Source organism: Streptomyces sp. NPDC091281 (genome assembly GCF_044757425.1).
Taxonomy (GTDB): Bacteria; Actinomycetota; Actinomycetes; order Streptomycetales; family Streptomycetaceae; genus Streptomyces.
In genome coordinates this window covers 11,951-35,858 of record NZ_JBIVUY010000014.1, presented here as the reverse complement: position 1 = coordinate 35,858, position 23,908 = coordinate 11,951, and the positions used below count along the sequence as shown (strand labels likewise).

Annotated in this window: 21 protein-coding genes; 10 read left to right on the top strand and 11 right to left on the bottom strand. The window is 74.7% G+C overall.

The window, feature by feature from the left end; all coding sequences use genetic code 11:
* Positions 1-109: 109 nt before the first annotated feature.
* Complete coding sequence (gene hisD / locus ACIQPQ_RS30445; protein ID WP_401310097.1) at positions 110-1,426, top strand: histidinol dehydrogenase; 1,317 nt, start codon at positions 110-112, stop codon at positions 1,424-1,426.
* 210 nt (positions 1,427-1,636) lie between these two features.
* Here hisD and ACIQPQ_RS30440 read toward each other — a convergent pair whose 3' ends face one another.
* Positions 1,637-3,040 (bottom strand): MFS transporter, encoded by a 1,404-nt coding sequence (locus ACIQPQ_RS30440; protein ID WP_401310094.1) that lies wholly within the window; start codon positions 3,038-3,040, stop codon positions 1,637-1,639.
* Between the two features lie 114 nt (positions 3,041-3,154).
* Here ACIQPQ_RS30440 and ACIQPQ_RS30435 point away from each other — a divergent pair, with 114 nt between their 5' ends.
* Positions 3,155-3,823: a helix-turn-helix domain-containing protein gene (locus ACIQPQ_RS30435; RefSeq protein ID WP_401310091.1), complete on the top strand. Its 669-nt coding sequence runs from the start codon at positions 3,155-3,157 to the stop codon at positions 3,821-3,823.
* Between the two features lie 186 nt (positions 3,824-4,009).
* Here the strand turns inward: ACIQPQ_RS30435 and ACIQPQ_RS30430 are convergent, their stop codons facing one another.
* Entirely contained in the window at positions 4,010-5,485 is a 1,476-nt protein-coding gene (locus ACIQPQ_RS30430) for an APC family permease (RefSeq protein WP_401310088.1), read from the bottom strand.
* Between the two features lie 415 nt (positions 5,486-5,900).
* Between ACIQPQ_RS30430 and ACIQPQ_RS30425 the strand changes: the two genes are divergently transcribed.
* From ACIQPQ_RS30425 to ACIQPQ_RS30405, 5 genes are all read left to right on the top strand, one after another.
* The gene (locus tag ACIQPQ_RS30425; protein ID WP_401310085.1) at positions 5,901-7,541 is read left to right on the top strand and encodes a PucR family transcriptional regulator; all 1,641 of its coding nucleotides are present in this window, start codon (positions 5,901-5,903) and stop codon (positions 7,539-7,541) included.
* Between the two features lie 102 nt (positions 7,542-7,643).
* Positions 7,644-9,203 carry a GMC oxidoreductase gene (locus ACIQPQ_RS30420; protein WP_401310082.1) on the top strand — a complete coding sequence of 520 codons (1,560 nt, stop codon included), beginning with the start codon at positions 7,644-7,646 and terminating at the stop codon, positions 9,201-9,203.
* A gap of 119 nt (positions 9,204-9,322) precedes the next feature.
* Positions 9,323-9,865 carry a VOC family protein gene (locus tag ACIQPQ_RS30415; protein WP_401310079.1) on the top strand — a complete coding sequence of 181 codons (543 nt, stop codon included), beginning with the start codon at positions 9,323-9,325 and terminating at the stop codon, positions 9,863-9,865.
* A complete protein-coding gene (locus ACIQPQ_RS30410; RefSeq protein WP_401310076.1) occupies positions 9,862-11,112 on the top strand; it encodes an MFS transporter in 1,251 nt (416 codons plus the stop codon). Before ACIQPQ_RS30415 ends, ACIQPQ_RS30410 begins: the two co-directional genes overlap by 4 nt.
* A gap of 52 nt (positions 11,113-11,164) precedes the next feature.
* Positions 11,165-11,359: a hypothetical protein gene (locus ACIQPQ_RS30405; protein WP_401310073.1), complete on the top strand. Its 195-nt coding sequence runs from the start codon at positions 11,165-11,167 to the stop codon at positions 11,357-11,359.
* 36 nt (positions 11,360-11,395) lie between these two features.
* On the opposite strand, the gene ACIQPQ_RS30400 is transcribed toward ACIQPQ_RS30405, so the two are convergent.
* Both ACIQPQ_RS30400 and ACIQPQ_RS30395 read right to left on the bottom strand, forming a co-directional pair.
* Complete coding sequence (locus tag ACIQPQ_RS30400; protein WP_401310070.1) at positions 11,396-12,625, bottom strand: phosphodiester glycosidase family protein; 1,230 nt, start codon at positions 12,623-12,625, stop codon at positions 11,396-11,398.
* Positions 12,626-12,837: 212 nt separating this feature from the next.
* Entirely contained in the window at positions 12,838-13,290 is a 453-nt protein-coding gene (locus tag ACIQPQ_RS30395) for a carboxymuconolactone decarboxylase family protein (protein ID WP_383771213.1), read from the bottom strand.
* Between the two features lie 118 nt (positions 13,291-13,408).
* On the opposite strand from ACIQPQ_RS30395, the gene ACIQPQ_RS30390 reads away from it, so the two are divergent.
* Entirely contained in the window at positions 13,409-14,260 is an 852-nt protein-coding gene (locus ACIQPQ_RS30390) for a pirin family protein (protein WP_401310843.1), read from the top strand.
* A gap of 43 nt (positions 14,261-14,303) precedes the next feature.
* Here ACIQPQ_RS30390 and ACIQPQ_RS30385 read toward each other — a convergent pair whose 3' ends face one another.
* The gene (locus ACIQPQ_RS30385) at positions 14,304-14,900 is read right to left on the bottom strand and encodes a TetR/AcrR family transcriptional regulator (RefSeq protein WP_401310067.1); all 597 of its coding nucleotides are present in this window, start codon (positions 14,898-14,900) and stop codon (positions 14,304-14,306) included.
* A 137-nt stretch (positions 14,901-15,037) separates the two neighbouring features.
* On the opposite strand from ACIQPQ_RS30385, the gene ACIQPQ_RS30380 reads away from it, so the two are divergent.
* On the top strand, positions 15,038-15,934 hold the full coding sequence (locus ACIQPQ_RS30380; RefSeq protein ID WP_401310064.1) for an SDR family oxidoreductase: 897 nt from the start codon (positions 15,038-15,040) through the stop codon (positions 15,932-15,934).
* A 93-nt stretch (positions 15,935-16,027) separates the two neighbouring features.
* On the opposite strand, the gene ACIQPQ_RS30375 is transcribed toward ACIQPQ_RS30380, so the two are convergent.
* On the bottom strand, positions 16,028-17,398 hold the full coding sequence (locus tag ACIQPQ_RS30375; RefSeq protein WP_383771221.1) for a DUF1996 domain-containing protein: 1,371 nt from the start codon (positions 17,396-17,398) through the stop codon (positions 16,028-16,030).
* A gap of 123 nt (positions 17,399-17,521) precedes the next feature.
* On the bottom strand, positions 17,522-19,249 hold the full coding sequence (locus tag ACIQPQ_RS30370; RefSeq protein WP_401310061.1) for a discoidin domain-containing protein: 1,728 nt from the start codon (positions 19,247-19,249) through the stop codon (positions 17,522-17,524).
* A 408-nt stretch (positions 19,250-19,657) separates the two neighbouring features.
* Between ACIQPQ_RS30370 and ACIQPQ_RS30365 the strand changes: the two genes are divergently transcribed.
* A complete protein-coding gene (locus ACIQPQ_RS30365; RefSeq protein ID WP_383771226.1) occupies positions 19,658-20,650 on the top strand; it encodes a LacI family DNA-binding transcriptional regulator in 993 nt (330 codons plus the stop codon).
* A gap of 91 nt (positions 20,651-20,741) precedes the next feature.
* Here the strand turns inward: ACIQPQ_RS30365 and ACIQPQ_RS30360 are convergent, their stop codons facing one another.
* From ACIQPQ_RS30360 to ACIQPQ_RS30345, 4 genes are all read right to left on the bottom strand, one after another.
* Complete coding sequence (locus tag ACIQPQ_RS30360) at positions 20,742-21,719, bottom strand: aldo/keto reductase (RefSeq protein WP_401310058.1); 978 nt, start codon at positions 21,717-21,719, stop codon at positions 20,742-20,744.
* Positions 21,716-22,564, bottom strand: a complete 849-nt coding sequence (locus ACIQPQ_RS30355; protein ID WP_401310055.1) for an amidohydrolase family protein — start codon at positions 22,562-22,564, stop codon at positions 21,716-21,718. The genes ACIQPQ_RS30360 and ACIQPQ_RS30355 overlap by 4 nt, the downstream gene beginning before the upstream one ends.
* A 99-nt stretch (positions 22,565-22,663) precedes the next feature.
* The gene (locus ACIQPQ_RS30350; protein WP_401310053.1) at positions 22,664-23,149 is read right to left on the bottom strand and encodes an L-rhamnose mutarotase; all 486 of its coding nucleotides are present in this window, start codon (positions 23,147-23,149) and stop codon (positions 22,664-22,666) included.
* A complete protein-coding gene (locus ACIQPQ_RS30345) occupies positions 23,146-23,907 on the bottom strand; it encodes an SDR family NAD(P)-dependent oxidoreductase (RefSeq protein ID WP_401310050.1) in 762 nt (253 codons plus the stop codon). Before ACIQPQ_RS30345 ends, ACIQPQ_RS30350 begins: the two co-directional genes overlap by 4 nt.
* Position 23,908: the final 1 nt, after the last annotated feature.

Here is a 23,908-nt window from a genome sequence, read left to right as displayed (position 1 = left end):
ACACACTGTGCCTACCTCCCCGGCCGGGCGCCGCGCACGCTGGGACACGGCCGCGGCCCGCGGCACCCCGGCCGCTCCGGCGCCGCCCGTATCCGAGGAGTTCTCGTCCATGTCGCATGTACTGAAGGCAGCCGCCGGTCCCGTCGGCCGCCGGACCAGCAGCCCCGAGGTCACGGACACCGTGGCCGCGGTCATCGCCGACGTCCGCCGGCACGGCGACGACGCGGTGCGACGCCACTCGGAGTTCTTCGACCGCTGGTCCCCGACGTCGTTCCGCCTCTCGCCCGACGAGGTCCGCGCCGTCGTCGCCGGGGTCCCCGACACCGTCCTGGACGACCTCCGCTTCGCGCAGACCCAGGTACGCCGGTTCGCCGAGGCCCAGCTCGCCTCCCTGCGCGAGTTCGAGACCGAGACCCTGCCCGGCGTCTTCCTCGGCCAGCGCCACCTCCCCGTCCACGCGTCCGGCGCCTACGTGCCCGGCGGGCGCTACCCGCTGACCGCCTCCGCCCACATGACGGTCCTCACCGCCAAGGTGGCCGGGGTGGCGCGCGTCGCCGCGACCACACCCCCCAGCGAGGGCGCGCCGCCACCGGTCAGCGTCGCCGCCATGCACCTCGCGGGCGCCGACGAGATCTACGTCCTCGGCGGCGTCCAGGCCGTCGCCGCCCTCGCCCTCGGCACCGAGACCGTCGACCCCGTCCACCTCCTCACCGGCCCCGGCAACGCGTACGTCGCCGAGGCCAAGCGCCAGCTCTACGGGGAGGTCGGCATCGACCTGTTCGCGGGCCCCACCGAGACCCTCGTCGTCGCGGACGCCTCCGCCGACCCCTTCACGATCGCCGTCGACCTCCTCAGCCAGGCCGAACACGGCCCCGACTCCCCGTGCGTGCTGATCACCACCTCGGAGAGCGTCGGCCGGGCCGTCCTGCGGCACGTCGAGGCACTGCTGCCGGGACTGCCGACCGCCGCCGTGGCCGCCCCCGCCTGGCGCGACCACGGCCAGGTCCACCTGGTGGACGACCTCACCGAGGCCTACCGGCTCGCCGACACCTTCGCCTCCGAGCACGTCCAGATCCTCACCGAGGACCCCCGCCGCGCCCTCACCGAGATGCACGACTACGGCGCCCTCTTCCTCGGCGAACAGACCTGCGTGCCCTACGGCGACAAGGTCATCGGCACCAACCACGTCCTGCCCACCCTCGGCGCCGCCCGCTACTCCGGCGGCCTCTGGGTCGGCAAGTTCCTCAAGACGGTCACCTACCAGGAGGTCCGCGACCCGGCCAGCAGCGCCGCCCTCGGCGAGGCGTGCGCCCGCCTCTCCCGCCTGGAGCACTTCGAGGGCCACGCCCGCTCCGGCGACCTCCGGGCCGCCCGCCACGGCAACGCCACCCTGCCCTGGGACCCTTGCGCGTCGACCCGCCTGTGAGGGGCGCCGCGCCGGGCCGAGCGGGGCGATGAGCGGGGCGCTGCGTGCGGGCGTGGCCCGGCCCGAGCGGGAAGCAGGGGCGGCTGCTCTCCCCGCGTCCGTCAGCGTGGTCTCTCAGGGCCGGGCCCCGCCCCCGCCAGGCGCCCCCGGACCGGTGCGTGTCGGCGTGGGTTCAGTCGCCGCGTGCCACCCGGCCGGGGCGCGGACACGTCAACGCCTCCCCGTCCGCGTCCCGGCTCGGGCCACCACCAGGAGGAACAGGCCGCATCCGGTGACCAGGAGCCAGCCGGGGTGGGTGGCCCGGGGCAGGTGGGCGGGGGTGGTGCCGGCGAGCAGGACGCCCGCCGCGGCGATGCCGAGGGCGGCGCCGAGCTGGCGGGCCGTCGAGGTGATCGCCCCGGCGACGCCGGCCCGGTCGGGCGGGAGGGTGTCGACCGCCGTGGTGGTCAGCGGGGCGTTGGCGAAGCCGAAGCCGGTGCCGATCAGCAGGTGGGCCGCCAGGAGGAGCGCGACGCCGGTGTCGGGGCCGAGGCGGACCAGGCAGAGTCCGCCCGCCGTGAAGGCGCTCGCCGCGAGGACCAGGGGCAGGCCCGGCCCGCTCCGCGCGACGAGGCGGCCTGCGAGCGGGGCGCACAGCGCCGCCCCGGCCGCCATCGGCAGCGCCGCCAGCCCGGCGTCCAGCGCCGTCCAGCCCCGCGTGTCCTGGAGGTACAGCGTGTTCATCAGCAGCGTCACGTTGAGGGCGACGAAGACGGCCACCGCGCCCAGTACCACGGTGACGAAGGCGGGCCGCGCGAACAGCCGCGGGTCGATCAGCGGCTCCGCCCGCCGCCGCTCCACGGCCACGAACGCGACGGCCGCCGCCCCGCACACCGCGTAGGCGCCCAGCGTGAACGGTGCCGTCCAGCCGACGTAGGGCCCCTCGACGAGCGCGCCGACGGACGACGCCACCACCAGGGTCAGCAGGGCCTGGCCGGGCAGGTCGGGCCGCCGGGGCCGCGCCGCCCGCGACTCCGGCACGAAGACGGCGCTCAGCGCGAGGGCGAGCAGCACCACCGGCGCGTTGATCCAGAACACCGCCCGCCAGCCGAGGCCGTCCACCAGGGCGCCGCCCGCGACGGGCCCCGCGGCCATGCTGAGCCCGAACACCGACGCCCACACCCCGATGGCCCGCGCCCGCTCCCGCGGATCGGGCATGGCGTTCACGACGATCGCGAGCGCCACCGGACTCAGCATCGAGGCGCCGACCCCCTGCACGGCGCGCGCCGCGACCAGCACGCCCACCGACGGCGCGGCGGCGCACACCAGCGAGGACACCCCGAACACGGTGAGCCCGGTCCGGAACACCCGGCGGCGGCCGAACCGGTCGGCCAGCGCGCCGGAGGAGATCAGCAGGCTCGCCATCACCAGGGTGTAGGCGTTGACCGTCCACTCCAGGCCGCGGGTGCCCGTGTCCAGTCCGCGCCCGATCGCGGGCAGGCCCACGTTCACCACGGTGGTGTCGAGCCCCACCAGGAACAGGCTCAGACAGCAGACGCCCAGCACCGCCCACCGCCGACGCGGACTCAGCACCGGGGGAGGCGCGGGAGCGGCGAGGGAACGCGTCGTGGTCATGGATGATCCGCCTCTCGGCACGGGGACGTGGCGCGGGGAAGGCCCGGCCCCGTCAGGCTCGGCCCGCCGACAGGCCCCCGCCCAGCGCTTTTGCGGACCCCGCAAAATGGAGCCATGGACGCGACAGGCACGGACGCCACGGACAGCGGCGCCCCGCACACGGACGCCCCCACGGGCGTGGGCGGCACGGACACGGACGTACGGGAGATCCTCGACGGCATCGGGCCCCGGCTGCGCGCCCTGCGCCGGGACCGCGGCCTCACCCTGGAGGCACTCGCCGAGACGACCGGCCTGTCGGTGAGCACGCTCTCCCGCCTGGAGACGGGCCACCGCCGCCCCACCCTCGACCTGCTCATCCCCCTCGCGCGCGCCCACCGCGTCGCCCTCGACCAGCTGGTCGCCGCCCCCGCCAGCGGAGACCCCCGGGTCCACCTCACGCCCCTGCGCCGGGGCGACGGCAGCGTCCTCGTCCCGCTCACCCGCTACCCCGGCCGGGTCCAGGTGTTCAAGCAGGTCCTCTCCCCGCGCGAGCCCAAACCGGTCACCCACGAGGGCTACGAGTGGCTGTACGTCCTCGCGGGCGAGCTGCGGCTCGTCCTCGGGGCGGCCGAGACCGTGCTGCGTCCCGGCGAGGTCGCCGAGTTCGACACCCGCGAGCCGCACTGGTTCGGCCCCGCGCACGACGAGGCCGTCGAGATCCTCCACCTGTACGGTCCGCGCGGCGACCAGCCCGTGATCCGCACGGCCCCGACCCGCCCCGACCGGACCCCCGACCGGACCTGAGCCCCGACCGGACCTGAGCCCCGTTCCGCCCCGGCCCTGTCCGCGCCCGCGCCCCGTCCGGCACGCGGCGAGTCCGCACCGCCCCCGTTCAGGGGGAGCGGTGCGGACACGTCACGGCCGGTGCGCCGGGCCCGCGAGGAGGGCCCGTACCTCCGGGCCTCCGCAGTTCTCAGGCCTCCGCAACCCTCAGGCCTCCGCGGCCGGTGTCGGCTCCGGGGGGCTCACCCGGCCCGGCGGGGACGCCTGCGCCCGGATGCGGGCCGCCATCTCGACGGCGTCGCCCTCCGGCGCGTCCGAGGCGCGGTAGGGCTTGGCGACCAGCATGTAGACGAGGCCGACGAGCGCCACGACCAGGAACCCGATGAGGGAGATCCAGCGGTCGTAGAAGGCGAGGTCCGCGTCCCCGGACGGCTTGGCCAGCATGACCATCGCGAAGACGCCGTAGGCGAGCGCGGCCAGCGACACCGGCCATCCGGCCCGGCCCAGGGAGAACCGTCCGGCGGGCTGCCAGCCCCGCGACCGCGCCCGGATCGACGCCAGCACGACCATCTGGAAGGCGAAGTACCCGGCGAGCATCTGGAACGAGGCGATGCGGAACAGCGCGTCGGGGGAGTAGTAGATGAACCCGTAGATCACCAGCGGCAGGACGTTCGCGGTGATCAGGGCGTTCACCGGGACGTGGGTCCGCGAGGACACCTTGGAGAACCAGGCGGCGCGCGGGAACATCCGGTCGCGGGCGAAGGAGAAGATCAGCCGGCTCGCCGCGGCCTGCTGCCCCATCACGCAGGCCAGGAACGAGGTGAGCGCGATGAGCAGGAACAGGTTGGTGCCGACCGACCCGGTGGAGTCCCGCAGGATCGCGATGACCGGGTTGGCGACCTCCCCGTCCACGATGGCCCGCAGGTCGGGGGCGGCCAGCACGTACCCGGCGAACGAGAACAGCGCCGCCGCCCCGCCGATCAGGACCGTCATCTGCATCGAGCGCGGGATGGACCGCCCCGGGTCCGGTGTCTCCTCGGCGACCTCACCGCACGCCTCGAAGCCGTAGAAGAGCAGCAGACCGACGAGCGCCGACGCCAGGAACGGACTCGCGTAGCCGCCCGTGCCGCCCGTGCCCATGGTGTCGAAGAAGACCGACACCGAGTTGTGCCGCTCGAAGGCCAGCAGATACAGGCCGTACAGGATGATGCCCGCCAGTTCCGCCGCCAGCCCCACCCGGGCGATGCGCGCCAGCGTGCGGCTGCCGGTGGCGTTGAGGACCAGCGCCACCACCGTCACCACGATCGCGATCAGGAATTTCTCGCCCGGTGTCGACACCGCGTCCGCCGAGTTGTGCAGCAGGGCGGCGACGAAGTCCGCGCTGAACATCGCCGTGGTGGTGATGCCGATGATCACACCGGCGATGTAGATCCACGACAGCATCCACGCGTACGGGCCGCTCCACAGCCGCCGCGCCCACTGGTAGAGGCCGCCCGCGATGGGGTACTGCGCGACCACCTCGCCGAACACCAGCGACACCAGGAACTGCCCGCCCGCGGCGATGACGATCCACCAGACCACGGGCGGCCCGGCGGTCGACAGCCCCTGCCCGAACAGCGCGATGACACCGACCAACGGCGACAGGTAGAGGAATCCGAGCGCGAAGTTCGACCAGAGACTCACTCCGCGATGGAATTTCTGCTCGTAACCGAGGCTCTTCAGATGCGCGTCGTCCTCGGACGTCTTTCCCGGATCTCTTCCGGACGATCGTGGTGATGACACGGGACGCTCCTTCTCATAGAACGGTAGCGGGTGGGAGCGTGGGGGGTGGGCGGCGAACCGGAGGGGACCGCCGGGCCCGGACCGCGGGGAAAGGGAAAAACGGTTCCGAAGGCCGCGACGGAATCGGCCGATCGGCCCGCGGAAACGGGGAACGTGGCGAACTCGGAGCGCCGGAAAGAGAATTCACTTTCCCGCCGCTCTTGATCTCCCGCGGTATTCACCGAGTATGGTCGGCGCACAGGAGCCGGAGTTAGACTCGCAGTGTGCAAGCGTTCGTCGATCCGGTGCACAGGGTGCGCAGACGGAAAGGTGCACGGTGTCTCTCACGGTGGAAGGCGCTCTCTCGCTGGAGGTCTTCTCCCGCGTCCCGGTCACGGTGTACGCGGGCGAGGCGCAGCTCCACCGCGGCGTCCGCTGGGTCCACCCCGTGGAGATCCCGGACATCGCCCGCTTCCTCACCGGCGGCGAACTCCTCCTCACCGCCGGACTGGGCATCGCCCACACCGCCGACGCGCAGCGCGCCTACGTCCGTGACATCGCCGCGGCGGGCGCCGCCGTCCTCATCCTCGAACTCAGCGGCCGGGCCTACACCACCATGCCGCGGCCCCTCGTCGAGGAGGCGGCCCGGCTCGGGTTCCCCCTCGTGGGCCTCGACGGCGAACTGCCGTTCGTGGAGGTCTCCGCCCAGGTCCACGAACGCCTCGTCGACCAGCGCATCGTCGAACTCACCGCGTACGAGCGGCTCAACGAGACCGTCATGCGGCTGCTCCTCGCCGGCCGGGACAACGTCGCCTTCGCCCAGGCGCTCGCCGAGGAGATCGCCTGGCCGGTCATCCTGGAGGACTCCTCCCGCCGCGTCGTCGCCTACGCCGCGGGCACCGACGTCTCCGACATCGCCGTCAGCGCCTGGGACACCCACAGCCGTGTCCTGCACAGCGGCGACGCCGCCGCCGTCACCCTCACCTCCGCCGCGCTCGTCACCCCCGACGGGCGGGCCGTCGGCCACACCGCCCAGTGCACCCGCCGCGCCGTCGTCATCCGCGGCGAGCCCTGGGGCTGGCTGCACGTCGTCCACGACACCGACGTCCTCCACAACGTCGACCGGCACGCCATCGACCGCACCGCCGAGGCCATCGCCGTCAGCGTGCTCAGCGCCCGCGAGGTCAAGGCGCAGGCCGCCCACCGGGAGAACGCCCTGGTCAACCGGCTCCTGCTCGGCGACCTCTCCGGCGACTCCTTCATCACCCGCGCCCTGCGCCTCGGCAAGGACCTCCGGGGCCGCTCCCTCGTCGTCGCGTACGGCGCGAAGAGCGCGCCCGCCGGTGAGCAGCGGGAACGGATCGCCGCCGCCTGCGACGCCCTCACCGTCCCGGCGGTGATCGCCGAGGTCGGCGAGGACGTCGTCGCCGTCGCGGGCCTCGCCCGCCCGCAGGACGAGCCCGCCGTCCACGGCCGCCTGACCCGCGAGGCCGTCTGCGCCGGCCTCAGCCGCCCCTGCCCGCCCCGCGACCTGCCGACCGCGCTGCGCCAGGCCCGCAGCGCCGCCTCCGTCGCCGCCTCCCGCACCGGACGCCAGGTCGTCCGCTTCGACGACCTGGGCGTGCTGCGCCTGCTGGTCTCCCTCGCCCAGGGGCCCGAACTCGCCAACTACGTCGAGGACGAACTCGGCCCCGTCCTGCGCCACGACGCGGGCTCCGCCCACCCCCTCCTGCCGACCCTGCGCGCCTTTTTGGAGAACGACGGCAACAAGTCCCAGACCGCCGAACAGCTCTTCATCCAGCGCCGCACCCTCTACTACCGGCTCGACCGCATCGACACCCTCCTCGGCCGCACCGTCGAGGACAATTCCGTCCGCCAGGACCTGCTGTTCGCGCTCCGGGGAAAAGACCTCCTCGACCAGACCGACGGCCGCGACCCCGCGCGCGATGCCGCACGCGCTGCACAGAACGGGAAATAGCCCGCCCCGGAATTGCACAGGCTGTGCGCCGTCCCGGCGGCCTTCCGCGACCTAGCGTGGGCGAGGGAGCCGCCGGTCGCTCCCACGAATGAGGAGCACACCATGAACGACGTCTTCGGGCCCACCGAACCGTCCGTCGTCAAGAACCCCGCCGCGGACATCGAATGCGACATCGCCGTGATCGGATCGGGCATGGGCGGCGGCACCTTCGCCTACGCGCTCAGGGAATCGGGGGCCCGCGTCCTCATCATCGAGATGGGCGACTTCCTGCCCCGCGAGATCGCCAACTGGAATCCCCGTTCCGTGCAGATCGAGGGCCGCTACAAGAACTCGCCGACCTGGTACGAGGCCCGCACCGGACGCGGATTCACCCCGGGCAACTACCACTACGTGGGCGGCAGCACGAAGATGTACGGCGCGACCCTGCCGCGTTTCCGCGAGCACGACTTCGGCGACGTCGACCACCCCGACGGACTCTCCCCGGCCTGGCCGCTCGCCTACGCGGACCTGGAGCCGTACTACGCCCGCGCCGAGGAGATCTTCTGGGTGCACGGCCTCAAGGGCGAGGACCCGACCGACCCCTGGCGCTCCACGGACTTCCCCTTCCCGGCCGTCCCGCACGACGACACGGTCGCCCGGTACGCGGAGGACCTGCGCGCCCAGGGCCTCACCCCGTTCAGCCTGCCGACGGCCATCGACTACCGGCCCGGCGGCGCGTGCCTGTGGTGCGCGACCTGCGACGCCTTCCCGTGCATGGTCGACGCCAAGGGCGACGCCGACGTGGCCGCCGTACGGCCCGCGCTGGAGTCGCCGACGGTGCGGCTGCTGACCCGCACCGAGGTGGTCCGGCTGGACACCGACGGCGCCGGACGCCGTGTCACGACCGCGCACGCGGTCCGCGACGGCGCACCGCTGCGGATCAGGGCGGGCCGCTTCGTCGTGGCGGCCGGCGCCGCCAACACCGCGGCCCTGCTGCTGCGTTCGGCGGGCGGACGGCACCCCGGCGGCCTCGCCAACGGCTCCGACCAGGTCGGCCGCAACTACATGACGCACGTGACGTCGTTCTTCCTCGCCGTCGACCCGCGCCGCACCAACACCTCGGTGTTCCAGAAGACCATCGGCGTCAACGACTGGTACCGGCCCGGCCCCGACAACCGCCACCCCCTCGGCAACGTCCAGGGACTCGGCAAACTCCAGGGGGCCAGCGTCAAGAACGCCCGCCGCATGGTGCCCAAACGCATCCTCGACGCGGTCACCCACCGCACCCTCGACCTGTTCCTCCAGACCGAGGACGTGCCCCTGCCGGAGAACCGTGTCACCCTCGGCCCCGACGACACCCTGCGCGTGGCCCGCACCCCCACCAACCTCTCCTCCCACCGCGAACTGGTCTCCCGGATGAAGGCCGCCTCCCGCAAGGCGGGTTACCCCGTCGCGCTCACCCAGCTGCTCGGCATCGAGGCCTCCTCGCACCAGTGCGGCACCGCCCGCATGGGCACCGACCCGGCGCACAGCGTCGTCGACCCGTACGGCCGCGCGCACGAGGTGGACAACCTCTGGATCGTCGACTCGTCGGTCTTCCCGTCCTCCGCGGCCGTCAACCCGGCCCTCACCGTCGCCGCCCTCGCCCTGCGCGTCGCCGACGCGGGCCACGTCACCGCCTGACCCCCGGCCCCCCTGACTCCGGCCTCTCCAGGACCTCCCGCCCCGCCCGGACTTCTTTCCCTCCCGGACTCCCGCCCTTCGCGGCCCCCCGGCCGTCTCTCCTCACCTCCAGGACCGTCATGAACGCGCCGCACGGCATCCCCACCCTCCGCTCGGTGGACCACATCGCCTTCACCGTCCCCGACCTCGACGAGGCCGTCGCCTTCTTCACCGACCACGTCGGCGGCGAACTCGTCTTCCGCGACGGCCCGTTCGCGGACCCCGACGGCGACGGCATGACCCGCCGCCTCGACGTCCACCCCCGCGCCGAGTGCACGCTCGCCATGGTCCGCCTCGGCCGCCTCAACCTCGAACTCTTCACGTACACCGCCCCCCGCCGCACCACCGTCCGGCCCCGCAACAGCGACGCGGGCGGGCACCACCTCGCCCTCTACGTCGACGACCCCGACGCCGCCTACGCCTACCTCGCCACTGTCCCCGGGGTGACCCTGATGGAGGGCCCCAACGACGTCACCGCCGACGCCCCCGTCAAGGGCCAGCGCTGGTTCTACTTCACCACCCCCTGGGGCCTCCAGATGGAGATCACCTCCTGCCCCGACGGCTCGTTCTACCGCGGCCTGGCCGGTGCCCGCATGGCACCCCCGGCCGGACAGTGGCAGTGAGCCCCCGCGGGCCGGTCTGCGCCGTCGCCGTCTGCTTCACCGTCAACGGCGGTCTCCTCGGCACCTTCGCCGCCCGCACCCCGGCCGTCGCCGCCCGCCTGGACCTCTCGCACGCCGAACTGGGCCGCGCCCTGCTGTTCATGGCGGTCGGGGCGGTGGCGGCCTTCCAGCTCAGCGCCCGCCTGATCCGGCGGCACGGATCACCCCGCACCACCCTCCTCTTCGCCCTCGTCCTCGCGGCGGCCTTGATCCCCCTCGCCCGCGCCACCGCCCCCTGGCAACTCTGCGCCGCCCTCGCCCTGTTCGGCGCGGGCAACGGCGGCCTCGACGTCGCCCAGACCACCCAGGCCGCCCTCCTCGAACGGCACACCGGCCGCCCGCTCATCTCCCGGCTCCAGGGCCTGTTCAGCGCGGCCGGTCTTGCCGCCGCCCTCGTCACGGTCGCCCTCACCCGCGCCGGAACGCCGTACGGCACCCAGTTCGCCGTCACCGCCGCCGTCGGCGCGCTCCTCGCCCTCGCCGCCTGCCCCGCCCTCCGCCCCGACGACCACGCCCGCCCACCGCCCGGCCCCTCACCCGGTCCCCTCCCGGCGGCCCGCTCCGGCCCACCCGGCCCCGCCCGTCCCCGCCGACGGCGACCGGCGTCCGCCCTGCTGCTCCTCACCGGCCTGACCGCGTTCTGCGGTTCCGTCGCCGAGGGCTCCCTGACGGACTGGTCGGCGCGCTACCTCGTCCACGACCTGCACACCGGCCCGGCGGCCGGGGCCGCCGCCTTCGGCGCCTTCGCCACCACCCTCTCCCTGGGCCGCTTCGCGGGCGACCGGCTGCGCTCCCGCCACGCCCCGCACCACCTCCTCACGGTCTGCTCGGCGCTCGCCACCGCGGGTCTGGCGCTCGCCCTCCTCACCCCGCTGCCCGCCGTCACGATCACCGGCTTCGCCCTCGCCGGTCTCGGCGTCTCCCTCGTCTCCCCCCTCGCCTACGCCACGGCCGCCCGCCTGCCGGACACCACCCCGGAACACGCCATCGCCCGCGTCGCGGCCCTCGGATACGGCGGCTTCCTCCTCGCCCCGCCGGTCGTGGGCGCCCTCGCCCAGCTCCTCGGCCTGCGCGCGGGACTCGCCGCCGTCCTCCTGGCGCTGGTGGCGGTCGTGCCGCTGACCCGGCGGGCGACGGCGGCGGCCGGACACCACTCGTTCGGCCCACGGGTCGGTCACCCGGACGAACCGGCACCTACGCCACACTGACGGCCGAATGCCGCGTGAACGGTCATCCGCGGCCCGGGTGGAGGAGGCGGGCGTGGCCCTCTCGATTTCCGTGGTGCTGTTGCTGCTGATCCTGGTCGTGATCTTCGTGCGGGGCGGCGGGCTGAAGGTCTCGCACGCCCTGATCTGTCTGCTGTTCGGCTTCTTCCTGGCCGGGACGAGCCTGGCCCCCACCCTCCACGAAGCGTTCACGGCCACCGCCGACATCGTCGGCAGCCTCCGCCCCTGAGCCGCCGGGTCGCCGGGCCGCCCGCCGGGCCGCCGGTCAGCGGCTGAACACCCCGACCCCGTTGGCCACCGCCCGCTCCGCCCCGTCGGACGGATGGTTGCGCACCGACACCCCGCTCGCGCCCGGTGCCCGCGCCACCAGCGTCGAGGAGCCGCCGCCGTCCAGCCCGAAGCCCTCGCTCGCGCCGCGGGCGAGCAGTTCGGCGGCGACCTCGGCGACCGTCAGGCCCCGGCGGTGGGCGGGCGCCCCGTCCACCGCGAGCAGCAGCACCCGCCGTCCGTCATCCGCGATCCCCACGGCGGTGCGCACCGCCGAGGTCCGGGTGTCCAGGCCCGGCAGCGGACGGCCGCCGGTCAGCAGCGGATGCCCGCCGAGGGCGAACCGCAGGGCGCGTCCCGACGCGGGGGCCAGCCCGTACCGCACCGTCACCGCCGTCCCCACCGCCAGTTCGCGCAGCCGGGCCGCGCCCGTCTCCCGGCCGACCAGGACGGTGGTGTCCGGCGGGATCGGCCCGGCGCCCGGCGTGCGGGCACCGGACACCACGCGGCCCCGGCGCACCGTCACCTCGTAGGTCCGGGTGACGCAGGGGGCCGCCCGGTCGGTGTCGGTGCCGCAGGTGGCGCGCTGCCGCGAGGCCTCGCCCCAGCCGGAGGTGAACGCGCCGATCGCGTTCTCGGGCAGCGCGTACTGGTTGAGCCCGCCCAGCGGCAGGCGGCGGCCGGGGACGGAGACCGTGCCGGTGAGGGTCAGCCGGTCGAGGCGGGCCCGGCCGTCCTCGCCCACGCCGAGCACGGCGTCGGTGGCCGTGCCCGGCGGCAGCGCGGGCCCGAACCGCTGCCCCCGCGGCACGGCCGCCTTGAGCGCCGTGCCGTCCGCGACCGCCGGGCCGACGCTCGCGCCGGTCACGGCGACGCCCGGGTGCTGGGCCTCGCTGATGTGGAAGAAGTCGCCGTTGACCGCCGCGACGGCGCCCTGCCGCGCGGCGAGCCGGGACACGGTCGCGCGGGCGGCGACCTTCCCGGGGTGCAGCAGCCCGAGCCGGACACGCGGGCGGGACAGGTCGACGGTGAGCAGGTGGACGTGGGTGGTGCCCGCGGCGGCGCGCAGGTCGTACTCCCGGTAGGTGACGCCGGGGGCGACGGGCGTCCCGTCGGCGGCCCCGGCCGGGCCCGCCCCGGCGAGGAGCGTCGCGGCCAGCGAGACCAGGACCGTCAGCAGGGCGGACCCCGACCGGCTTACGCGTAAAGGCTTCTGACCAGGTGTCACGGACTCCCCGTCCCCGGACCGGCGTGGACGCCACCTTCTTACGGCATCGGGGCGCGGGTGCCGGGCGGACGGGCGTGAACACCACGAGAACGGGTGACGGGGGAGCGCGGGCGCCCTCGGCTCAGGACGCGCGCCCCGCCGCACGCCGGGCCGGGAGCAGGCCTGCGGCGCGGCGGGCCCGAGGCGGGGCGGGCCCGAGGCGGGGCGGTCCGTCAGCCGCGTACGGGGTGTTTGCTCAGGACGGAGACGCGGTTGAAGGCGTTGATGGTGATCGCGACCCAGATCACCGCCGAGATCTGGTCGTCGGTCAGGACCGCGCGAGCCTCGGCGTACGCGGTCTCCTGGGCGTCGGCCTCGGCCGGGTGGGTGGTGGCCTCCGCCAGGGCCAGGGCGGCGCGCTCCACCGGTGTGAACAGCGCGGTGTCCCGCCAGGCGGCCAGCACGCCGAGCCGCCGAGTCGTCTCACCGCCGCGCAGGGCGGCCCTCGTGTGCAGGTCGAGGCAGTAGGCGCAGCCGTTGAGCTGCGAGACCCGCAGATCGACGAGTTCCACGACGGTGCGGTCGAGCCCGGCGGCGGCGGCCGTCGCGCGCACCGCCTCGGAGGTCCTCACCAGGGCCTGGTAGGCGTCGGGGCTCTGCTTGTCGATGAAGATCCGTCGCGTCATAGTTGAATATAAAACATTCTTGGTCCAGGGTGGGACCGGGACGGACGAGAGGTGGCCCACAGTGAGCAAGGTCGAGATCCTCACCCCGCGCGACGTGCCGCTCGGCGGACCCCGGGCGATGACGGTGCGCAGGACGCTGCCGCAGCGTACCCGCTCCCTGATCGGCGCCTGGTGCTTCGCCGACCACTACGGCCCCGACGACGTCGCCGTGTCCGGCGGCATGGACGTCGCCCCGCACCCGCACACCGGACTCCAGACCGTGAGCTGGCTGTTCAGCGGCGAGATCGAGCACCGCGACAGCCTCGGCAGCCACGCCCTGGTCCGCCCCGGCGAACTGAACCTGATGACCGGCGGCCACGGCATCAGCCACTCCGAGGTCTCCACCCCGCGCACCACCCTCCTGCACGGCGTCCAGCTCTGGGTGGCGCTGCCCGACGCCCACCGCGACACCCCGCCCGACTTCCGCCACCACGTGCCGGAGCCGGTCCGGACGGACGGCGCCGAGATCCGCGTCTTCCTCGGCTCGCTCGCCGGATCGACCTCGCCCGTACCGACGTTCACCCCGCTCCTCGGCGCCGAGATCCTCCTGGAGCCCGGTGCGCACGTCACGCTCGCCGTCGAACCCGCCCACGAGCACGGCCTGTTGGTCGACGCGGGCGAGGTCGGCTTCGCCGGTACACCGCTGCGCCCCGCCCAACTCGGTTTCCTGGCGGCCGGGTCCGGCACCGTCACCCTCACCAACGACACCGCCGCACCGGCCCGGACGGTCCTGCTCGGCGGCCCGCCGTTCGAGGAGGAGATCGTGATGTGGTGGAACTTCGTCGCCCGCACGACCGAGGAGATCGCGCGGGCCCGCGCGGACTGGGCCGAGGGCCGACGGTTCGGCGCGGTCCGCGGCTACGACGGCGACCCGCTGCCCGCCCCCGTGCTCCCGCCCGTCGCGCTGAAGCCGCGCGGCAACCCGCGCTGAGCCGCCACCCCTCCGGCGGGGGCTGGGGGCGGCCGGGGGGGGGTCAGCCCTCGTCCCGCCGTGCCGCCCCGGCAGCGCCTGCGGTCAGGGTGAGCAGTTCCGTCAGAGTGTGCTCCGTGACGGCCTCGAACGAGCGCTCCTCGCCCTCGGCGATCCACTGGGTGAACGCCAGGCCGAACACCGTGATCCCCGACTGGGCGGCCAGCGCGGCCGTCAGCGGGGCGACGCCCCGGGCCCGGAGCGACTCGGTGAGGGTCGCGGCGAGCCCGGCGAGCTTGTGCAGCTCGCGTTCCTGGAGCGCCGGGTTCCGCTCGATGACGGCCTGCCGGGCACGGGCGTAGGGCCTGCGCCCGTCGGGGAAGACCGCGGCCGCCGCCCGCAGCGCGCCCGCGACGATCTCCAGCGGCGGCGTGTCCGGGGGCGCCGACGTGGCGCCCGAGACGAACGCCTCCGTCAGCTGCCGCTGCCCTTCGAAGAGGACCTCGCGCTTGTCGCTGAAGTGCCGGAAGAAGGTCCGCTCGGTCACGCCGACGGAGCGTGCGATGTCCGCGGCGGTCGTCTGTTCGTAGCCGCGATCGGCGAACAGGGCGAGCGCGGCCTCCTGGAGCCGTTCCGGAGTGCCCGGTGCCCAACGTGTCATGGTCCGATTCTAGGGATGACAGGAACTGACATCCAGGTCTACAGTGATGTCTGTGGCTGACGTCAGTCACAGACATCACCAGACGGGGCGGCCCCGGCGGCACCCGCCGCGCGTCCCGTCGCCGAAGGAGTCATGTCATGCGTGTATTCGTCACCGGAGCCTCCGGCTGGATCGGCCGCGCCGTTGTCGGGGAACTGCTGGACCACGGGCACGAGGTCACCGGCCTCGCCCGCTCCGACACCTCGGCCGCCGCCCTGGAGGCGCGCGGCGCCCTCGTCCGGCGCGGCGACCTCGACGACCTCGACACCCTGCGCGACGGCGCCGACGCCGCCGACGCGGTCGTCCACCTCGCCAACAAGCACGACTGGTCCGACCCCGCCGGGACCGCCGCCGCCGAGCGGGCCGCCGTCCAGGCCCTCGGGGAGACCCTCACCGGCAGCGACCGCCCGTTCCTGCTCGCCTCCGGCGTGGCCGGACTGGTCCAGGGCCGTCCCGCGCTGGAGAGCGACCCGTCGCCGTTCCACGGCCCCGACGCCCCGCGCGGCGGCAGCGAGAACCTCGCCCTGGAGTTCACCGACCGCGGCGTGCGCACCGTGAGCCTGCGCTTCGCGCCGACCGTGCACGGCACTGGCGACCACGGCTTCATCTCGATCATCGCCGAGGTGGCCCGCCGTACCGGCGTCTCCGGCTACCCCGGCGACGGCACCCACCGCTGGGCCGCGGTGCACGTCGACGACGCGGCCCGCATGGTCCGGCTCGGCCTCGACAAGGCCACGCCCGGCGCCAAGCTGCACGCGGTCGCCGAGGAAGGCGTCCCCACCCGCGCCATCGCGGAGGCCATCGGCCGTGCCTGGGACCTGCCCGTCGCCTCGATCCCGCCCGCCGACGTCGCCGGCCACTTCGGGTGGATCGGCACCTTCTTCGCCCTCGACCTGGCCGCCTCCTCCGACGCGACCCGGACCCTGCTCGGCTGGGAGCCCACCGGCCCCACCCTGCTCGACGACATCGACGGCGGCGCCTACGCCGTGAAGTGACCGCCGCCCACCGGGTCGGTGAGCGGCGGCCACCTCTGGTGCGGTGCCGTCCCCCGTCGGCGCGCTCACCCGTTCGTCAGCGCGCCCGCCGGATCAGAAGGTCCCGGCGGAGTTGCACTTGGCGCGCTGGATGATGCAGTCCTTCACCCGGTGCCCGAGCGCGTCGTTGTCCCAGGCGTTGAAGAAGTCGCCGTGGATCGACGAGGCCATGCCCGAGGCCAGCGACAGGGCCCCGGAAGCGCCCGTCGTCGGGTAGGTGAAGACGAAGGACACGTTCGGGATGGCGACCGGGTAGGCGCCGCTGCACTTGCCGTCGTAGGTGAACGCCACGTGCGACTTGTGGTCCGGGCTGTCGAGGTTCTTGCCGTCCCAGCAGTCCGGGAACACCAGCTGGTAGGTGAGCTTGGCGGTCGGCGCGCAGATCGGCCAGTTGCCGTCGGCGCTGCGGCCGATCTCACCGCCCGCGCCCGCGCACCAGAACTGGTTCGGCGAGCCCGCCGGGGTGGCCACCTGCGACCGGGCGTCACCGGAGATCATCCGGAAGCCCTGCGGGAAGGGCACCGTCGCGGTGGTGTCCGGCAGCCGGGAGCCGTAGTACACGATCATGCCCTCGGGCTCGACCGCCGCGCCCCGGTCGTACAGGGTCGGGATCCAGTACGCGGACAGGTCCTTGGCGGGGGTGCAGCTCGTCGCCGTGTTGCCGAGCAGGCTCTGCGTGGTGGTGAAGGCGTCGGTGCCCTTGTTGCCGAAGAAGCTGTGCATGTGCGAGGCGCCGGCCAGCCCCGGGAAGACGATCGGGTCGTCCGGCTTGGAGTGGCTGTAGGTGCAGGTGGCGTTGAACTCCGGGACGCGCACGTTGTCCGCGGGCACCGGAGCCGGGGTCATCGCCCGGAACTGGGCCAGCTGCGCGTTCCACTTCGCCTGGTCGACCGGGACCCAGCCGGCGCCGGTGTCGCCGCCCGCGCCGGTGAACGACAGCCAGTTGAGGTTGGCGAAGTTGTCGGGCGAGGCGCTGCGCAGCACGGCGAACACCGTCTGGGCGCCGGTGGGGTGGGTGGTGACGTCGGTGGAGCGGGTCACCCAGGTCTGCCAGCCGCCGGTCGGGGCGAGCTGGATGACGCCGAGCAGCGGGCCGGTCAGGCTCCCGGTCCGCAGCTCCAGCGAGCCGGTGCCGCCGTCGGAGGCGACGCGGGCGGAGAGGGTCAGGCGGCCGGCCGGACCGAGGTCGACGTTGTCGAACCGCAGCCAGTCGCCGTTGGCGAGGTAGGCGGCGTTCTGCCCGCCGCCGGTGTCCGCGGTGGCCTCCAGGACCACGCCGGACTGCGCCGCGTACGACTCGGCGCGCACCGTGGTGGTGGCGGCGCGGGCGGACTCGGCCGTGACGGTGAGGCTCAGCGCGGCGGCCAGGATCACCGCCAGCGCGCCGGTCAGCAAGGTGTACAGGGAGAGAGGGTGTCTGCGCATCGGTTGTCGGTTCCTCACAGTGGGGATGGGGTGGCCGGGCCGCCGCCGGGCACGGCGGCGACCCGGTCGAACCGGTTGGTGCCGGGGTGGTGCGCTCGTGGGCGCGCGGCCCACTGCGGGCGGCTACTGGTAGACGCGTACGTAGTCGACGAGCATCCGCGCCGGGAACGGGGTGCTCGCGTCCGTCGGACCCGGCCAGTCCCCGCCGACGGCGAGGTTGAGGATCATGTAGTGCGGGTGGTCGAAGATCCACGGTCCGCGGGTCTGCTCCACCTGCTCCTTGTCGAGGGTGAAGACGACCCGCCCGTCCAGGCGGTAGACGATCCCCTTGCTGTTCCAGTCCGCGGACCAGGTGTGGTAGTCGTCGGAGAAGTCGGCGTCACCGGGCAGCCGGTAGGGCGAGCCGATGCCGCCGCCGCCGTTGTAGGCGGGCGCGTGGACGGTCGAGTACGAGGTCTTCACGTCCTTGCCGAGGACCTCCATGATGTCGACCTCGCCGTTGTACGGCCACGGCCGCCCGGTGAGGAAGTCGGCACCCATCATCCAGAACGCGGGCCACAGGCCGTTGCCCTTGGGCACCTTGATGCGGGCCTCGACCCGGCCGTACGTGAACTGGAAGGTGGCACCGGTGTTCATCCGGGCCGACGTGTACTGGCAGGTGGTGCTGCCGCTCAGCGGGTCGCGCGGGCAGGCGCTGCCCGCGGTGGCCTCCTTGCGGGCCTCCATCACCAGGTGACCGGCGCCGTCGAGGGCGGCGTTGCGGTTGTCGGTGTAGTACTCCAGCTCGTTGTTCGGGCCCGTGCCCGGGTCCGCCCGCCACTTCGAGGCGTCGGGACGGTTGCCCGCGGCGCCGTCGAACTCGTCGCTCCACACCAGCCGCGGCGGGTCCGCCGGGTCCGGCGGCAGCGGCGGCGCCGGGATCGGCGCGCCCCCGGTGCCCCAGACCTGGAACTCCCACAGGGAGTAGCCGTACGGCGTGCCGCGCTCGGTGCCGTACATGCGGACGTGACGGCCGGTGCCCGAGACGGTCAGGGTCTGCTTGAAACCGGCACCGGTGGTGGTGGAGTAGATCGGGGTCCAGTCGGTGCCGTTCGAGGAGACCTGGATCTGGAAGGACTTGGCGTACGCCGGGTCCCACTGGAGGACGACCTTGTGGATCTGCGCGGTGGCGCCCAGGTCGACGGAGATCCAGCCGGGGTCGGTCCAGCCCGTGTCGGTGGCGGTGGCCCAGCGCGAGGCGGGGTCACGGTCGAACGCGCGGGCCGGGGTGCACTCCCAGCAGTTGCCGTCGTGCTGCGCGGACGAGGCCGCGCCGGTCCGGCCGTAGGACAGCAGGGTGTCGGTGCCCGGACCCGGGCCGGGGCCCGCGCCGTCGGAGCCGAAGACCTGGAACTCCCACAGCGAGTAGCCGTACTGGGTGCCGCGCACGGTGCCGGTCAGCCGGACGTAGCGGCCGGTGCCGGAGACGGTCAGGTTCTGGACCCCGCCGGTGCCGGTCGCGGTCTCGTGGACGGTGGTCCAGTTCGCGGCGTCGTTCGACACCTGGATACGGAACGACTTGCCGTACGCCGCTTCCCAGTTGAGGGTGACGCGGCTGATCGACCGGGCGGAGCCGAGGTCGACCTGGATCCACTGCGGGTCGGCGAAGCCGCTGGACCAACGGGTGCCGGGATCGCCGTCCACGGCGCCCTGCGGGCTGAACGGGGCCTCGGTGCTCGACGCGGTCACGGGCCTGCCCTGGGAGAGCAGCACCTCCGCCGCCTGGGCGGGGGGTGCCGGCAGCGCGACGAACGTGAGCAGGGTGGCCGCCACGGCGAACAGTAAGCCGAGGCGACGGACGAGGGGATGCACGGGCTGCTCCTCCTGAACGGGGGCGGGGGGACAGGGAGGCTCGGCGCGGGAGGAGTGAGGGAGCGCTCCCTCACGGAGGATGGGCGGGTCCGAGGGGACTGTCAAGGCTCTTGTTCACCTTGGAGAAACACGAACGACGCACGGCGGGGACGGCTCGGGGAACGGTTCCCCGGTATGACGTGCGCAGACGTCCGGAACCGGTTGCGGGAGAGCCGCCGAGGATTTCTCGCCGCCCTCCCGCAGGCTCTGTGCGGTTACTCTGCTGTCAATGTCCCGCGACCGGACCGGAGGACCGCCGGTGAGAAAACGTTCCCCGGACACCTCTCCCGCGCGCGGCGGCGCGGGCCACGGCGGTGGCGGCGGCGCTCCCGGCGGGGACGGCCGGGCCGGCGGGCCGGGCGGACCGCGGTGAAGCGGCCCACGCTGGAGGTGGTCGCCGCGCGCGCGGGCGTCTCCAAGTCGAGCGTCTCCCGTGTCATCAACGGCGAGTCGACGGTGGCCCCGGAGATCCGGGACGTCGTCCTGCGCGCCGTCCGCGAACTCAACTACGTCCCCAACGCCGCCGCCCGCAACCTGGTGACCCGCCGGACGGACGCCGTCGCCGTGGTCGTCTCCGACCCGCCCCAGGGCGTCACCTCCGACGACCCGCTGTTCGCCACCGTGGTGCGCGCCGCCAGCCGGGTGCTGGAGGGGGCGGGCAAGCGGGTCGTGCTGATGCTCGCCGAGTCCGACCGCAGCCGGGCCGGGGTGGAGCGGTACATCGCGGGCGGGCACGTCGACGGGGTGATGCTCGTGGCGCTGCACGGCACCGACCCGCTGCCCGCCGCGCTCGCCCGGACCGGGCTGCCCGTCGTCTCCCTCAACCGCACCGCCGCCCCCGAACTGCCGTACGTGGCCCTCGACAACGAGGGCGGCGCCCGCCTCGCCGTCGACCACCTCCTGCGCCAGGGCCGCCGCCGGATCGCGACCGTGACCGGCCCGCTGGAGCTGTACGAGTGCCGTGAGCGGCTGGCGGGCTACCGGGACACGCTGCGGGACACGGGCCGCCGGTCGATCGTCGCGCTCGGCGACTTCACCCGGGTCTCCGGCGCGGACGCCATGCGGCAGCTCCTGGAGGACGACCCGGCGGTGGACGCCGTGTTCGCGGCGAACGACCTGATGGCGATCGGAGCCCTGCGCACCCTGCACCAGCAGGGGCGCCGCGTCCCCGACGACGTGGCCGTGGTCGGCTTCGACGACATCGAGGCCGCCGCCTACACCACCCCGGCGCTCACCTCGGTCCGCAGCCCCATGGCCGACCAGGCCACCGCCACGGTCCGCCTCCTGCTCGGCCTCATAGAGGGCGGCCCCGCCGACCCGGTGATCATGCCGAACGAACTGGTGGTCCGGGAGTCGGCCTGAACCCGCCGGGGATCGGCACCGGGCCCCGGCCGTGACGGCTCCCGCACGGATCACCTGTCCGTCACGGCCCCTGCCCCAGCGCCTCCGTCCGCTACGGCTCCCGCGCGGCGTCCGCCGCCGCGTCGAGGTCGGGCCAGGCGGCCTCGGGCAGGTCGGTGGCGATCCAGCGGGCCGCCGCGGTCACCTCGTCGGGGTGGCGGAAGCCCGCGACGACGCCCGCCACCACCAGGCTGCGCAGCGGGAAGCGCAGGGCGGCGTGCGGCAGGACGGTGCCGTGCCGGACGGCGGCCTCGGCGAGCAGGCGCGCCCGCCGCAGGACGGCCTCCGGGGCGCGGCCGTAGTCGAAGGTGGCGTCGGCGGGCGGGTGGGGGCGGCTGAGCAGGCCGGAGTTGAAGGGCGCGGCGGCCACCAGCGACACCCCGCGCGCGGCGCACAGGTCCAGCAGCGGCGCGGCCGTGCGGTCCAGCAGGGTCCACCGCCCGGCCATCATCACGGCGTCCACGTCGGCCTCTGCCACCACCCGCAGCAGCGGCGCGACCGCGTTCGTGCCCACGCCCACCGCGCCCACGACACCCTGGTCGCGCAGGTCCGCGAGGGCGGGCAGCGCCTCGCGCAGGGCGGTGTCGAGGTGGTCGTCGGGATCGTGGACGTAGACGACGTCGACCCGGTCCAGGCCGAGGCGGTCCAGGCTGCTCTCCAGGCTGCGCAGCACGCCGTCGCGCGAGTAGTCGAGCCGCCGGACGAGGGTGTCGGGCACGGCGAAGCCGCCCGTGGCCAGGTCCGAGCCGGTGGGGGCCGGGTTCGGTTCCAGGAGGCGGCCGACCTTGGTGGAGACGGTGAACGCGTCCCGCGGGCGGTCGGCGAGGGCGGCGCCGAGGCGGCGTTCGGAGAGGCCGAGGCCGTAGTGCGGCGCGGTGTCGAAGTAGCGCACCCCCGCCGCCCAGGCCGCGTCGACCGTGGCGCGGGCCGGCTCGTCGTCCAGCGCGGTGTACAGGTTGCCGAGCGGGGCGGCGCCGAAGCCCAGCGGGCTGATCCGGACCCCGGTGCGGCCGAGGCGGGCGGCGCTCACGCGGCGATCCCGTACCAGCGGGCGGCGGTACCGCCGAAGACCTCGGCGCGCTCCCCGGCGGAGAGCGGCCCGGTCAGCGCCTCGGCCAGGGCGACCACCTCGTCGTACCCGGCGGCCAGCAGGCACACCGGCCAGTCCGAGCCGAACATCAGGCGTGCGGGGCCGAACGCCGACAGCAGGAGGTCGGCGTAGGGCCGCAGCACGCGGGCGGGGTCGGTGCCGGGGCCGTGGGCGCCGGGACGGGTGACGAGGCCGGAGAGTTTCACGGCGACGTTCGGACAGGCGGCCAGCTCGGTCATCAGCGGACTCCAGACGGTGAGGCCGCCGTCGCCCGGGACCGGGTTCCCGGCGTGGTCCAGGACGAGGCGCACCTCGGGCAGGTCCCGCACGAGCCGTACAGCGGCGGGCAGTTGGTCGGGCCGGACGACCAGATCGTAGGCGAGCCCGGCCGCGCCGACCGCCCGCAGGCCGCGACGCACCTCCGGGCGGTCCGTCCAGTCGGGGTCCGGTTCGTCCTGGACGCCGTGCCGGATTCCGGCCAGCGCCGCCCCGCCCGGCCCCTCGCCCAGCGCGGCCAGCCGGTCGGCCACGGCCGGGTCGGTCAGATCCGTCCAGCCGACCACGGCCGCCACCTGCGGGTCGGCGGCGGCCAGGGCCAGCAGGTCCGGGGTCTCCTCGGGCCCGGCCGTGGTCTGCACGACGACGGTCGCGTCGATCGCGTGCCGCGCCAGCAGGGGCCGCAGGTCGTCGGCGCGGAACGTCCGGTGCAGGGCGGGCAGGCCGTGGGTCCAGGGCTGGTCGCGGACCGCGAGGTCCCACAGGTGGTGGTGGGCGTCGATACGCACGGGGCCTCCTCGGAGGGGTGGTCGCCCGGGGACGGGCGGGCTGCTGGCGGAGGACGGTCGGGGCGGGGCGGGGGAGCGGTCGTGGCGCGGGCGGTCGGCTCAGGGGAGGTGGAAGACCTCGCGGGCCGGAGCCCAGCCTTCCCCCGGCGCCGCGCTGTCCAGCGGCTGCTGGCAGGGGTCGGTCAGCGCCCACCAGGCCCGGGACACCGGATCGGCGGCGATCGCCGCGCTGTCGGCGGCCCAGTCGCTCCCCGAGTATTCGAGGTAGCTGAACAGCAGGCCGTCGCGGAGGAAGATCGAGTAGTTGCCGATGTGGGCCCGGCGCAGCGCGTCCAGGACCCCCGGCCAGGCGTCGGCGTGCAGCGCCAGGTACGCGGCCTCCTTCTCCGGCCGCAGCCGGATGACGGCGGCCCGCCGCTCGACGGGCCGCGCGGGGAGGGCCGGGGCCGCACCGGGAGCGGCGTCCGCGCCGTCGGGCACGGCGTCCCCGCCGTCGGCCACGGCTTCGGCCGGGTGCGGACCGTTCTCGTCCGCGCCCGTTCCGCCGGTCTGGCCCGCGCCGATGCCGCCGTTCACGTCGCTCATCCCTCCCTCCGCAGCCGCAGTCCGTCCATGCCGCCGTCCACGGCGAGGCAGGTGCCGGTGGTGGAGGCGGCGGAGGGGGAGGCGAGGTAGGCGATCGCGGCGGCGACCTCGTCCGCGGCGACGAGCCGGCCGTGCGGCTGACGGGCCGCCAGTGCCGCGTACTCGGCGGACGGGTCGGCCGCCCGGTCCAGGAGCCGCCCGACCCACGGGGTGTCGGCGGTACCGGGGTTGACCGCGTTGACCCGGACGCCGTCCGGCAGCAGGTCCGCCGCCATGGCCCGGGTCAGCGCGACGACCGCGCCCTTCCCGGCCGAGTACAGCGCGCGCTGCGGCAGACCGGCGGTCGCGGCGATGGAGCCGACGTTGACGACGGCGCCGTGCGCGGAGGCACGCAGCGCGGGCAGCGCGCGGCGGGTGACCCGTACCAGTCCGACGACGTTCACGTCGAGCACCCGGCGCCACTCCTCGTCGGCGTTGTCCTCGATGCCGCCCTGGGCCCCGATCCCGGCGTTGTTGACCAGGACGTCCAGCCCGCCGAGCGCGGCGACCGCCCCGTCCACGGCGGCCACCACCGACGGGTCGTCGCCGATGTCGGCGCGGACGTACACGAAGCCGTCCGGGAACCCGGCCGGGGCCTCGGCCGCGAGGTCGAGCACGGCGACCCGGGCGCCCTCGGCGGCGAGCAGCCGTGCGGTGGCGAGGCCGATGCCCGAGGCGCCGCCGGTGACCAGGGCCCGCAGCCCGTCGAACGCGCCCATC